12 protein-coding genes are annotated in these 13,243 nt (G+C 52.5%); 6 read left to right on the forward strand and 6 right to left on the reverse strand.

Annotated features, from left to right (window positions below; translation table 11 throughout):
- Nucleotides 1–60: 60 nt before the first annotated feature.
- The 5 genes from OGY04_RS17475 to OGY04_RS17495 all read right to left on the reverse strand — a co-directional run bounded on the left by OGY04_RS17475 (nucleotide 61) and on the right by OGY04_RS17495 (nucleotide 4,898).
- Nucleotides 61–1,404, reverse strand: a complete 1,344-nt coding sequence (locus OGY04_RS17475) for an MFS transporter (RefSeq protein WP_020996234.1) — start codon at nucleotides 1,402–1,404, stop codon at nucleotides 61–63.
- 147 nt (nucleotides 1,405–1,551) lie between these two features.
- Nucleotides 1,552–1,839 (reverse strand): ferredoxin-like protein FixX, encoded by a 288-nt coding sequence (gene fixX / locus OGY04_RS17480; protein WP_000203736.1) that lies wholly within the window; start codon nucleotides 1,837–1,839, stop codon nucleotides 1,552–1,554.
- A complete protein-coding gene (locus OGY04_RS17485; protein ID WP_003018887.1) occupies nucleotides 1,836–3,122 on the reverse strand; it encodes an FAD-dependent oxidoreductase in 1,287 nt (428 codons plus the stop codon). The genes fixX and OGY04_RS17485 overlap by 4 nt, the downstream gene beginning before the upstream one ends.
- Nucleotides 3,123–3,170: 48 nt before the next feature.
- Complete coding sequence (locus tag OGY04_RS17490) at nucleotides 3,171–4,112, reverse strand: electron transfer flavoprotein subunit alpha/FixB family protein (RefSeq protein WP_008786167.1); 942 nt, start codon at nucleotides 4,110–4,112, stop codon at nucleotides 3,171–3,173.
- Between the two features lie 15 nt (nucleotides 4,113–4,127).
- The gene (locus OGY04_RS17495) at nucleotides 4,128–4,898 is read right to left on the reverse strand and encodes an electron transfer flavoprotein FixA (protein WP_032942343.1); all 771 of its coding nucleotides are present in this window, start codon (nucleotides 4,896–4,898) and stop codon (nucleotides 4,128–4,130) included.
- A gap of 479 nt (nucleotides 4,899–5,377) precedes the next feature.
- Here OGY04_RS17495 and caiT point away from each other — a divergent pair, with 479 nt between their 5' ends.
- The 6 genes from caiT (at nucleotide 5,378) to caiE (ending at nucleotide 12,520) form a co-directional block, all read left to right on the forward strand.
- The gene (gene caiT, locus OGY04_RS17500) at nucleotides 5,378–6,895 is read left to right on the forward strand and encodes an L-carnitine/gamma-butyrobetaine antiporter (RefSeq protein WP_008786165.1); all 1,518 of its coding nucleotides are present in this window, start codon (nucleotides 5,378–5,380) and stop codon (nucleotides 6,893–6,895) included.
- A gap of 34 nt (nucleotides 6,896–6,929) precedes the next feature.
- Nucleotides 6,930–8,072, forward strand: coding sequence for a crotonobetainyl-CoA dehydrogenase (gene caiA, locus OGY04_RS17505; protein WP_003018898.1), 1,143 nt, complete (start codon nucleotides 6,930–6,932; stop codon nucleotides 8,070–8,072).
- A gap of 123 nt (nucleotides 8,073–8,195) precedes the next feature.
- A complete protein-coding gene (gene caiB / locus OGY04_RS17510; protein ID WP_003018901.1) occupies nucleotides 8,196–9,413 on the forward strand; it encodes an L-carnitine CoA-transferase in 1,218 nt (405 codons plus the stop codon).
- A gap of 61 nt (nucleotides 9,414–9,474) precedes the next feature.
- Nucleotides 9,475–11,028 carry a crotonobetaine/carnitine-CoA ligase gene (caiC, locus tag OGY04_RS17515; protein ID WP_286585741.1) on the forward strand — a complete coding sequence of 518 codons (1,554 nt, stop codon included), beginning with the start codon at nucleotides 9,475–9,477 and terminating at the stop codon, nucleotides 11,026–11,028.
- 54 nt (nucleotides 11,029–11,082) lie between these two features.
- Nucleotides 11,083–11,868, forward strand: a complete 786-nt coding sequence (gene caiD, locus OGY04_RS17520; RefSeq protein ID WP_071446579.1) for a crotonobetainyl-CoA hydratase — start codon at nucleotides 11,083–11,085, stop codon at nucleotides 11,866–11,868.
- A 55-nt stretch (nucleotides 11,869–11,923) separates the two neighbouring features.
- Complete coding sequence (caiE, locus tag OGY04_RS17525) at nucleotides 11,924–12,520, forward strand: carnitine operon protein CaiE (protein WP_008786161.1); 597 nt, start codon at nucleotides 11,924–11,926, stop codon at nucleotides 12,518–12,520.
- A gap of 76 nt (nucleotides 12,521–12,596) precedes the next feature.
- On the opposite strand, the gene caiF is transcribed toward caiE, so the two are convergent.
- On the reverse strand, nucleotides 12,597–12,992 hold the full coding sequence (gene caiF, locus OGY04_RS17530) for a carnitine metabolism transcriptional regulator CaiF (protein WP_003829705.1): 396 nt from the start codon (nucleotides 12,990–12,992) through the stop codon (nucleotides 12,597–12,599).
- Nucleotides 12,993–13,243 lie beyond the last annotated feature (251 nt).

Consider the following 13,243-nt stretch of genomic DNA (forward strand, 5'->3'; position numbering starts at 1 on the left):
TGATATACCCAGTTAACTGTAGGCTAACTGACTGAGTTGCAGGGAAAATACAGAACACTCCTAATAACTCGCTCTGGTCACGGGCTTACTGCGAATCGTCATTTGACTGGTTTGAGCCAGCGTCAGACCTCGCGTTTCCGGGGCGAAAGCGATGGACACCAGCAGGCCAATCAGCGAAATTCCTGCGCCCATCAGCATGACATTGCTGATCCCGTATTTGGTAATGAACACCGGCAGCGCCCAGGTTGAAACAATGGTGCCGATGCGGCTTAAGGACATAATCACCCCGACGGCAGATGCGCGAATGTCGGTAGGGAACAGTTCATTTGGGTACAGCCACTGAAGATTTCCCGGTCCCCCCGAGAAAAAGGCGTACACGGCAAACGCCAGCACCACCAGCCACGCTCCCATATCAGGAATTAACCCCAGCACGGCCAGCGCCAGCGTCATCATAATAAAGCTGCCAATTAACAATGGCCGACGGCCCGCGCTATTGAGCCAGAACATGGGCGGAATGCACCCCAGCATAAAGCACAGGCTTATCACCACATTGCCCAACGCCGCGCTTTTCCCGGCACCAAGCCCCAACAGTCCAACAATCTGCGGACCAAAGGTATAAATGGCGAACATCGGGATCACCTGACAGGTCCAGATAGCGGCGACAAACAGGACAAACGGGAAATGACGGCGGTTAAACAGCTGTAGGAAGCGCGTCTCCTGCGGCGCCTCTTCGTCGAACACCACCGGTTCGCCGAACAGCTTGATCATCATCGCTTCACACTCTTTCACCCGACCTTTACGCAGCAGCCAGCGCGGCGATTCAGGAAGATCGAAGCGCCCAATCAGGATCAAAATACAGGGGATCACCGCGCTGCCCAGCATCCAGCGCCATCCTCCCTCAACATCATACAGCCAGTAACCGACCAGATCGGCACAGGTGGCGCCGACATACCACATCGCGGCGATAAAACCGATGGAGAAAGCGCGCTGGCGGGTATTGGAGAACTCGGTAATCATCGAGGTAGCAATCGGATAATCGGCACCAATCACAATGCCGATCAGCACACGCATTACCAACAGCTCAATGGGTGAGGAAACAAACATGGTTGCCGCCGATATCACGCCAATGGCAATAATATCGATGATAAACATTTTTCGCCGCCCGACCTTATCGGAAATGTAGCCAAACAGCGACGTCCCCACAAACAGACCGGCGAGCGTGCCGGCCCCCAGCAGACCAATCCACTGAGCGTCCAGTTTCAACGCTGGCGTGAGTTGTTCCAGCGCCACGCCAATCATCACCAGCACATAACCATCCAGAAATGGCCCACCGCTTCCCCACAGCATTATCCGGCGGTGAATAGAGGTAAATTTGATGTCATCAAAGTTCCTGGGCTGCTGCATAGCGACTTCCTGTTTCAACACGGGCAAAGCGTCATCTGTAGGCCGGATAAGGCGTTTAGGCCGCCATCCGGCATTGGCGCCACATGATTGCCGGATGGCGACGCTACCACGTCTTATCCGACCTACGGGTGCACAACCTCGTACTTATTAGCCGTAGCGAAACTCCACGCCAAATGTCCCGCGCGGGTATTCCCATTTTTCCAACGCTGTATCAAGTCCGAGAATGCGGCACGTTCCGCACTCCAGGCATCCGGCGTAATCAAAACGGACGCTGCCGTCGTCCTGTTTTTTATACAGTCCGGCCGGACAGGCCTTAATCAGCACTTCCAGCGCCTGTTTATCAGGATCGGTTTTGAGAATGATGTGCGGGCTGTCTTCATCCACATTGAACTTATTGACGCCCAGTTTGACGTCCACATTGACGGGAGATGTCATAATACGGTCACTCCTTTCAGGCCATCTTTCATCAGGTTGATGAAGCCCACTTTCTTCGCATGACGCAGGATTTTTTTGCGCATTGGCACCGGAGCAGAGCCATCCACGGTGAACAGGTCGCGCGCGATGCTGACCGCCATTTCGGGATAGGCGGTAAACATGCGTGGGTTATCAAGGAAAGCGGGAAGCTTCTGATACATGCGCATATCGCGCATTGGACCATCATCGAGATGCTGACGGTATTCGCCCAGCGACTGTTTGCTGAAGTCGTCGCGCTTCATTGCGGAAAGCACCGTTTTCGCCGCCGCTTCGCCTGCGGATATGGCGAGATCCATACCGCGGATGGTAAAGCCGAGGTTCATACACATTCCGGCAGCATCACCGGCAATCAGCACACCGTCACCCACCAGTTCAGGCTGCATATTCATACCGGCCTCCGGTACGACGTGCGCGGCATATTCCACCAGCTTGCCACCGGCGATCAGTGGGGCAACCGCCGGATGCTGTTTGAAATCTTCCAGCATTTGTGGGACCGATTTTTTAGCATCTTTCAGATGATGAAGACCGCAGACCAGCCCCAGAGAAAGGGTCGTTTCATTAGTATAGAGGAAGCCCCCGCCCATCAACCCATCGGTTGGAGAACCGGCAAACAGGCAAGCTGCACCTTCGTTCCCCTGTAACTGGAAACGATCTTCAATCACCGATTTTGGCAATTCGATCAGCTCTTTTACGCCAACGGCAACATGCGATGCCTCAACGCGCTTTGCCATGCCCAGTTTTTCTGCCAACAGAGAATTCACCCCGTCAGCGAGGATCACCACTTTGGCTTCCAGAATATCGCCGTCGGCTTCCACACCCACGACTTTGCCTTCGCGCTGCACAACGTTATCCACCCGAATACCGGTGATAAGCTGGGCTCCCGCCTCCTCGGCCTGCTCCATCAGCCAAGCGTCAAATTTGCTGCGTAAGACGGAATAAGAAACCTGCGACGATGCAGCCTCTTCACCATTGCAATAGTCGATGGTCATCGCCCCTTTATCGGTCATAAAGGCGAGTTTTTCGTGGGTGATTATGCGTTCAATGGGGGCCTGCTCAGCAAAGCCGGGAATGATGCGTTCCAGGCTATGGGCATACATGCGCCCACCGGTGACATTCTTCGCGCCAGCAGAATTGCCGCGCTCGATGACCAGCACCTGTGCACCTTCCCGAGCCAGCACCAGCGCCGCAACCGAACCGGCCAGACCTGCACCCACGATGATGGCATCAAAGATATCTTCGGACATACGTACTCCTGTCAGTGGCAGGATACTTTCGCACCCTGCCCGAATGGTTTAACGCGCCAGAGCAGCCGTCAGCGCAGGCAGGATCTTCAGCGCATCGCCAACGATGCCAAAATCTGCGTACTGGAAGATCGGCGCATTTTTATCTTTGTTGATGGCGAAAATCGTCTGCGCGCCGTTGGCGCCGACCATATGTTGGATCTGCCCGGAGATCCCCACGGCCAGGTACAGTTCTGGTTTGAGCATCAGGTTGGAAATGCCGACGTAGCGTTCGTGCTCCATCCACTTCTCGTTTTCCGCCACTGGACGGGAACAGGCCAGCTCAGCGCCAATCGCCTGGCACAGCGCTTCGGCCAGCGAGATATTTTCTTTGCTACCAATACCGCGTCCCACGCTGACCACCAGACGGGCTTTGTCGAGATCGACGCTGTTGCTCTGACGCGCCTGCGTTGCCGTACGGGTCACGGCGATAGTCGGAGCCTGCCACTGGACGGTGTGCACCTCGCCGCTGCGGGCGGTATCCGGTTGCTGCGCGTCAAACGTTCCGCTGCTGAGAGTGATCACGGCAAACGGTGAAGCGATTGTTTCTGCTCCCATCGCCAGGCCGCCGTAGACCATATGTTTGACCGCCGCTTTTCCGTCCTGCACCGCGACTGCGCTGGCGTCGTTTGAGACCGCAGCCGACAAGCGAAAGCCCAGCTTTGCCGCTAACAGCTTGCCCCGACGCGTATTCGGCAGCAGCACCGCGCCGCCCTCGCTGTGCTGACGAATGGTTTCGGCCATCGCATCGGCGTAGTCTTCAACCATACGGTCTTCTGGTTTGCCGCTGAGCAGCCAGACATGATCCGCACCTAAATGGCATGCCGCCGCGCTGTCCTCATCGCTGAGCACAAACGTGTTAACGTTTTCACCTAAAGCCTGCGCACCATTCATCAGTTCCGGCAGACGAGAAGGGGTATCGCTGAATACCCAGACACTGGAAAATTTGTTCATAACATCCCCTGATAATTAAATGATTTTGCGAAGATTCTCGACAAACGCGGCAATCTGTTCTTCACCGTCACCTTCAATCACAACGCGCTGACGCTCGCGCTGCTTCGGTGCGGCAACCTGTTGTTCGGAATACGCTTGCGCGCCGTTCAGCCCAATGTCCGCAGACGACCAGACCTGGACCGGTTTTTTCGCTGCACCAAGAATGGCTTTCATGGAAGGGATTTGAGGGGTGTTGATGTCGGTAGAGACCGCGATCACCGCCGGAAGCGGGATACTCAGGGTTTCAACTTCATCTTCCAGTTCACGCTCTACCGTCAGCGTGCTGTCGGTAAGAGAGAGGATTTTACTCACGCCGTTAATCGCCGGCACGTTCAGCATTTCGCCCACCAGCAGACCAACCTGCTGTGCATAAAGATCGGAAGAACCGTCGCCGCAAATAAGCAGATCAAAACCTGATTTTTGTGCGGCGGCAGCCAGCGCAGTGGCGGTTTGTTGCGGCAGCGCCTGTTCAAATTGATCGTCAATGACAACAATCAGTTCATCAGGGCCACGGGAGAGCACATCTTTGCGCCCTTTTGCATTGGTCAGCGCTTTGCCGCCGACGCTCATGGCCACAACCTGAGCCTCTCCCACCTGCTGTTTTAACTGGCAAGCCGCTTCGATCGCATTCAGATCATATTGGCTGATTTTGCCATCTGCTTTGCTGAAATCGAGTGTTCCATCAGCATTATTAATCGCAATATCCTGCTCATCAGGTACGCATTTGTAGCAAGTAATTATCTTCATTGCATCTCCAGAAATCATGAAGGAAACGTATTTATATCGGCGGTGTTAAATACAGATATCACGCTCTTTAATTCGGAAATAAAACATTAATCACCAATATTGAAAATGTCACACATTGATATTCGTAACTTTCAATAGTGTTATGCACCTCACCAATATTGAAAGAAACATGTCAAATACGAAAATTTTCAATATTGTTTGCTGGTTCAACAATATTGAACGTCAGTCACTTAAAAAAGTTAAAAAAGCAACATCAACATTATGATTAATAAGATAATTATTTGTATTTTCAGACAAAATAACCAGCATAAGAAAGTGTGACACAGATAACAGAATAGCCGGAAATGAATACCCATTATGAGTTACTCACTGAGGCGCCCAGAGGTTAAAAGGTTATCAACAAATCATTAATAATAAATAAACAAACGATCACATACGGGCACGCTAAATAAATTTCGTTTTCACACTGGAATTCACTTATGAAAAATGAAAAGAGAAAGTCGGGAATTGAACCGAAGGTTTTTTTTCCGCCATTAATAATTGTTGGGATACTTTGTTGGTTAACAGTAAGAGATCTTGATGCCGCTAACGTCGTTATTAATGCGGTATTCAGTTATGTCACCAACGTCTGGGGTTGGGCATTCGAATGGTATATGGTCGTCATGCTCTTCGGCTGGTTCTGGTTGGTCTTTGGCCCGTATTCGAAAAAGAAATTAGGCGACGAAAAACCTGAGTTTAGTACCGCCAGCTGGATTTTTATGATGTTCGCTTCCTGTACATCCGCCGCGGTGCTGTTCTGGGGTTCCATCGAGATCTACTACTATATCTCTACCCCGCCGTTTGCTCTCGCCCCCAACTCCGTTGGCGCAAAAGAGATAGCTCTGGCGTACAGCTTGTTCCACTGGGGACCGCTGCCGTGGGCGACCTACAGCTTCCTTTCAGTCGCGTTCGCCTACTTCTTCTTTGTACGCAAAATGGACGTTATCCGCCCCAGTTCCACGCTGGTACCGTTAGTTGGCGAGAAGCATGCTAAGGGCTTGTTCGGCACCATCGTCGATAACTTCTATCTGGTGGCGCTGATCTTCGCGATGGGCACCAGCCTCGGTCTCGCTACCCCGCTGGTAACCGAGTGTATGCAATGGCTGTTCGGTATTCCGCATACGCTGCAACTCGACGCCATCATCATTACCTGCTGGATCATATTGAACGCCATTTGCGTGGCCTGCGGCCTGCAAAAAGGGGTCAGAATCGCCAGCGACGTACGTAGTTATCTGAGCTTCCTGATGCTCGGCTGGGTGTTTATCGTCAGTGGCGCCAGCTTCATCATGAACTACTTCACCGACTCGGTCGGCATGCTGCTGATGCATCTGCCGCGCATGCTGTTCTATACCGATGCCATCGGCAAAGGCGGCTTCCCGCAGGGCTGGACTGTTTTCTACTGGGCGTGGTGGGTTATTTACGCTATCCAGATGAGTATCTTCCTGGCACGTATTTCTCGGGGTCGTACCGTACGTGAACTGTGTTTCGGGATGGTACTGGGCCTGACCGCTTCGACCTGGATCCTGTGGACCGTCCTTGGCAGCAACACGCTGCTGCTGATGGATAAAAACATTCTCAACATCCCGCAACTGATTGAACAACACGGCGTGGCGCGCGCCATTATCGAAACCTGGGCTGCTTTACCGCTCAGCACCGCCACCATGTGGGGATTCTTTATCCTCTGCTTTATTGCCACCGTCACGCTGATTAACGCCTGCTCCTACACCCTGGCGATGTCCACCTGTCGCGAAGTTCGTGATGGTGAAGAACCGCCGCTGTTGGTGCGTATCGGTTGGTCCGTTCTGGTCGGCGTCATCGGCATCGTTCTGCTGGCGCTGGGTGGGCTGAAGCCCATTCAGACCGCAATTATCGCCGGGGGATGTCCGCTGTTCTTCGTCAACATCATGGTGACGCTGTCCTTTATTAAAGACGCCAAAGTGCACTGGAAAGACAAGTAATTCTTATTAACCCAATTGATCAAGAGGCTGAAAGATGGATTTCAACTTAAATGACGAGCAGGAACTGTTTGTCGCCGGTATTCGTGAACTGATGGCCAGTGAGAACTGGGAAGCTTATTTTGCCGAGTGCGATCGCGACAGCGTCTACCCTGAGCGTTTTGTAAAAGCGCTGGCGGATATGGGCATCGATAGCCTGTTGATCCCGGAAGAACACGGCGGGCTGGAAGCCGGTTTTGTCACCGTTGCCGCCGTCTGGATGGAACTCGGACGTCTTGGCGCACCGACTTACGTGTTGTACCAATTACCGGGAGGTTTTAACACTTTCCTGCGTGAAGGGACTCAGGAGCAAATTGATAAAATCATGGCGTTCCAGGGCACCGGTAAGCAGATGTGGAACTCTGCTATCACCGAACCGGGAGCGGGATCGGATGTTGGCAGTCTGAAAACCACTTATACACGCAAAAATGGTAAGGTTTATCTTAATGGCAGTAAGTGCTTTATCACCAGTAGCGCCTATACCCCGTACATCGTAGTGATGGCGAGAGATGGTGCATCGCCGGATAAACCTGTTTATACCGAGTGGTTTGTTGACATGAGCAAAGCGGGTATCAAGGTCAACAAACTGGAGAAACTCGGTCTGCGCATGGATAGCTGCTGTGAAATCACCTTTGATGACGTTGAACTGGACGAGAAAGACATGTTCGGTCGGGAAGGTAATGGCTTCAACCGTGTGAAAGAAGAGTTTGACCATGAACGCTTCCTCGTCGCGCTGACCAACTACGGTACGGCAATGTGCGCTTTTGAAGACGCCGCGCGTTACGCCAACCAACGCGTACAGTTTGGCGAAACGATCGGCCGTTTCCAGCTGATCCAGGAGAAGTTCGCGCACATGGCGATCAAACTGAATTCCATGAAAAACATGCTGTTGGAAGCCGCATGGAAAGCGGATAACGGCACCATTACTTCGGGTGACGCGGCAATGTGCAAATACTTCTGCGCCAACGCCGCGTTCGAGGTGGTAGACACCGCCATGCAGGTACTGGGAGGTGTTGGTATCGCGGGCAACCACCGCATCACGCGTTTCTGGCGTGACCTGCGCGTTGACCGTGTTTCTGGTGGTTCTGACGAAATGCAGATCCTGACGTTGGGTCGTGCGGTACTCAAGCAATACCGATAGAACGACGCAACCTGTAGGCCTGATAAGACGCCTTAGCGTCGCCATCAGGCAATCAATGCCGGATGGCGGCGCGAGCGCCTTATCCGGCCTACATGGACACCCATAAATGCCAGGAGAAAAATGATGAATCATTTACCAATGCCAGCCTTCGGCCCACTTTCCGGGGTACGCGTTGTCTTTTCAGGGATCGAAATTGCCGGTCCGTTCGCTGGACAGATGTTCGCCGAATGGGGCGCTGAGGTTATCTGGATTGAAAACGTCGCATGGGCCGATACCATCCGCGTACAGCCTAACTATCCGCAGCTCTCACGCCGTAACCTGCACGCCCTGTCGCTGAATATTTTCAAAGATGAAGGCCGGGAAGCGTTTCTGAAGCTGATGGAAACCACCGATATTTTCATTGAAGCCAGTAAAGGCCCGGCCTTTGCCCGCCGCGGTATTACCGATGAAGTGCTGTGGGAACATAACCCGAAGCTGGTTATCGCCCACCTTTCCGGCTTCGGCCAGTTTGGTACCGAGGAGTACACCAATCTTCCGGCGTATAACACCATCGCACAGGCGTTCAGCGGCTATCTGATCCAAAACGGCGACGTGGATCAGCCAATGCCCGCCTTCCCGTACACCGCCGATTACTTCTCCGGGATGACCGCAACGACAGCAGCGCTGGCGGCCCTGCACAAAGTGCGCGAAACGGGTAAAGGTGAAAGCATCGATATCGCTATGTACGAAGTGATGCTGCGCATGGGTCAGTATTTCATGATGGATTACTTCAACGGCGGCGAAATTTGCCCACGCATGACCAAAGGCAAAGACCCGTATTACGCTGGCTGCGGCCTGTATAAATGCGCCGATGGCTATATCGTCATGGAGCTGGTCGGCATCACGCAAATCAACGAATGCTTCAAGGATATTGGCCTCGCCCACATTCTTGGCACACCGGAAGTCCCGGAAGGCACCCAGCTTATCCATCGTGTGGAATGCCCTTACGGCCCGCTTGTGGAAGAGAAACTGGACGCCTGGCTGGCAACGCACACCATCGCCGAAGTCCAGGCGCGCTTTGCTGAGCTGAACATCGCCTGCGCGAAGGTGCTGACTATTCCTGAACTGGAAGGCAACCCGCAGTACGTTGCCCGTGAATCTATTACTCAGTGGCAAACAATGGATGGCCGCACCTGCAAAGGGCCAAACATCATGCCGAAATTTAAAAACAACCCGGGGAAAATCTGGCGTGGCATGCCGTCACATGGCATGGATACTGCCGCCATTCTGAAAAATATTGGTTATAGCGAAGCAGACATAAATGAGCTGGTCGGCAAAGGCCTGGCCAGAGTTGAGGAATAAACGCGACGCGCTGACCCCTCGATGGTTAGCGCTCACGCCTGATTTCAGTGGATAAAGCAATATGGATATCGTTGGCGGACAAAACTTACGTCAGATGTGGGACGACCTGGCCGGGGTGTACGGAGATAAAACGGCGTTAATTTTCGAATCCTGCGAAGGAATCGTTCGGCAGTTTAGCTATGCCTCGCTCAATGAAGAGATTAACCGCACGGCAAACCTGTTCCATTCCTTAGGGATCCGCAAGGGCGATAAGGTCGCATTGCATCTGGATAACTGTCCGGAATTCATTTTTTGCTGGTTTGGGCTGGCAAAAATTGGCGCCATCATGGTACCGATTAATGCCCGCTTGCTGGGTGAAGAAAGTGCCTGGATCCTGCAAAACAGCCAGGTAAGTCTGCTGGTCACCAGCGCCCAGTTTTATCCTATGTACCGCCAGATACGACTGGAAAATAGCACCCCGCTTAATCATATCTGTCTGATTGGCGAACAGCTTCCGGCTGACGACGGTGTGAGTCACTTTACCCAACTGCAATCCCGCCAGTCCACCACGCTGTGCTATACGCCCGCGTTATCCACTGACGATACGGCGGAAATTCTGTTTACCTCAGGCACCACCTCGCGGCCTAAAGGGGTGGTAATTACCCACTACAACCTGCGTTTTGCAGGCTACTACTCTGCCTGGCAAATCGCCCTGCGCGATGATGACGTCTACATGACGGTGATGCCCGCGTTTCATATCGACTGTCAGTGTACCGCCGCAATGCCCGCATTCTCCGCTGGCAGCACCTTTGTGCTGCTAGAGAAGTACAGTGCCAGGGCGTTCTGGAATCAGGTGCATAGATATAAGGCTACGGTTACCGAATGCATTCCGATGATGATCAGAACGCTAATGGTGCAGCCCGCTGCACCAACCGACAGACAGCATCACCTGCGCGAAGTGATGTTCTACCTCAATTTATCCGAGCAGGAAAAAGACGATTTTACCGAACGCTTTGGCGTCAGGCTGCTGACCTCCTACGGTATGACTGAAACCATCGTCGGTATTATCGGCGACCGTCCCGGTGACAAACGACGCTGGCCCTCCATTGGCCGCGTGGGATTTAGCTATGAAGCCGAAATCCGTGACGATCACAACAGTCCCCTGCCCGCCGGAGAAATTGGCGAAATCTGTATTAAAGGCGTGCCGGGCAAAACAATCTTCAAAGAGTACTACGCGCAGCCGGAGGCTACCGCCAAAGCGCTGGAACCTGAGGGCTGGTTGCATACCGGTGATTCGGGCTATCAGGATGAGGATGGCTATTTTTATTTCGTCGACAGGCGCTGCAACATGATTAAACGCGGCGGGGAAAATGTCTCCTGCGTCGAGCTGGAAAATATTATTTCTGCGCATCCCAAAATTCAGGACATTGTGGTTGTCGGTATTAAAGATTCGATCCGTGATGAAGCCATTAAAGCGTTTATCGTCCTTAATGAAGGTGAAACATTAAGCGAAGCCGAGTTCTTCAGCTTCTGCGAAAACAATATGGCGAAATTCAAGGTTCCCTCTTTTATGGAGATAAGAACCGACCTGCCGCGCAATTGTTCAGGAAAAATAATCAAAAAAAATCTGAAATAACCCTTCCGACAGGAACTCCTCCTGCCGGGAAATCTATTTATCTGGAGATGAACTATGAGTGATTCATTACATCTGACCCGTAACGGCCCGATCCTGGAAATTACCCTCGACAGGCCTAAAGCCAATGCCATTGACGCCAAAACCAGCTTTGCCATGGGTGAAGCGTTTCTTAATTTTCGTGACGACCCGGAATTACGCGTAGCGATTATCACCGGCGGCGGTGAGAAATTCTTTTCTGCGGGCTGGGACTTAAAAGCGGCAGCTGAAGGTGAAGCGCCAGATGCCGATTTTGGCCCAGGCGGCTTCGCCGGTTTAACCGAAATTTTCGACCTCGATAAGCCGGTCATCGCTGCGGTAAACGGCTATGCGTTTGGCGGTGGTTTTGAGCTGGCGCTGGCGGCGGATTTTATTGTCTGCGCGGAAAATGCCAGCTTCGCACTGCCGGAAGCCAAGCTCGGGATCGTACCTGACAGCGGCGGCGTACTGCGTCTGCCTAAACTGTTGCCACCGGCTATTGTCAACGAAATGGTGATGACCGGCAGGCGAATGAGCGCCGAAGAAGCGCTGCGTTGGGGCATCGTCAACCGCGTTGTCAGCCAGGGCGAACTGATGAATAGCGCGCGTGAACTGGCGCAGCAGTTGGTCAATAGCGCTCCGCTGGCTATCGCCGCACTGAAAGAGATCTATCGCACCACCAGCGAAATGCCGGTGGAAGAAGGCTACCGCTACATCCGCAGCGGCGTGCTGAAACACTATCCATCTGTACTGCATTCGGAAGATGCGCTTGAAGGTCCGCAGGCGTTTGCCGAAAAACGCGACCCGGTGTGGAAAGGTCGTTAATGAGCCGATGCCGGATAGCGATTCGCTGATCCGGCAATAAAACCGAGATAAAACGATGAGCTACTACGCCTTTGAGGGCCTGATTCCGGTGGTACATCCGGATGCCTTTGTCCATCCCAGCGCCGTACTGATTGGCGATGTCATTGTGGGTGCCGGAGTTTATATTGGTCCGCACGCGTCATTACGCGGTGACTATGGTCGCTTGATCCTGGAGGCAGGTTCTAATTTGCAGGATGGCTGCATCATGCACGGCTACTGCGACACCGACACCATCGTGCATGAGAACGGACACATCGGCCATGGCGCAATCCTGCACGGTTGCGTGGTGGGCAGAGATGCGCTGATCGGCATGAACAGCGTCATTATGGACGGCGCAGCGATTGGCGAAGAGAGCATTGTCGCCGCCATGAGCTTTGTCAAAGCCGGATTTCAGGGAGAGGCAAGGCAGATGCTGGTTGGCTCACCCGCTCGCGTATTGCGTGAAGTCACGGACCAGGAACTGCACTGGAAACGGCTAAACACCAAAGAGTATCAGGATCTTGCAACTCGCTGCCACACAGGTCTACACGAAACACTGCCCTTAACGCGGGTCGAAGAAAACCGGCCACGCCTGAAAGGCACAACGGACGTAAAACCCAAATCAGCACAGTAATTGATGCCGGATGCGCTCACGCTTATCCGGCCTACGCGTCAATCACCGTTTATGCCGCCATCAGGCAAACTGATTATTAGCGACGCATACTCTTGGAGAGCATCATCTGCCATTTCTGCTCACGGTTGAGCTCTGTTGGAGGAACGGCAGACAGGCGTGGCGTTTTCGCCATGCTCACCTTTTTCTCCTGCAAATTGTGATTCAGTCGGCTATAGAGATGAGAGTCAATACTCACGACTTTCACCAGACGCTGGCACTGACAACCCCGACCGGCAATCTGATTAGGGATCATCTTAACTTCACAAACAATTTCTCCCACTTCCGACAGAATATAAGAGAGCGTATTAATTGCTTTGCAGTGCTCGATATCAAAATGGCGGGAAATTTCCTTTGCGGTGATCCAACGATCCTCGGCCATCATCCAGTCAGCAATTAACAAATAAAGCGGTCTTTCAACATATTTTTCACACATAAGCACACCATTTTCACAAATTAAAAATCTGGCTACGGCCTGTCCAAATTAATAAAAACTAAGCCATATTAAAATTGTGGATATAAAGGATAGTATGCGACTTGAATGTTGATTAGTGTGAGCAATATCGTGCTTATTACATTGAAAATGTGGTTACGGAAACGGACCTGTCCAGGAATGACCTTACGCAAGACAAAAAAAGGGTTTCTTTACAGAAACCCTTTCAAAATTATATTACAGATCCGGTTAGA

Source organism: Citrobacter sp. Cpo091, assembly GCF_030332645.1.
Taxonomy (GTDB): domain Bacteria; phylum Pseudomonadota; class Gammaproteobacteria; order Enterobacterales; family Enterobacteriaceae; genus Citrobacter; species Citrobacter portucalensis.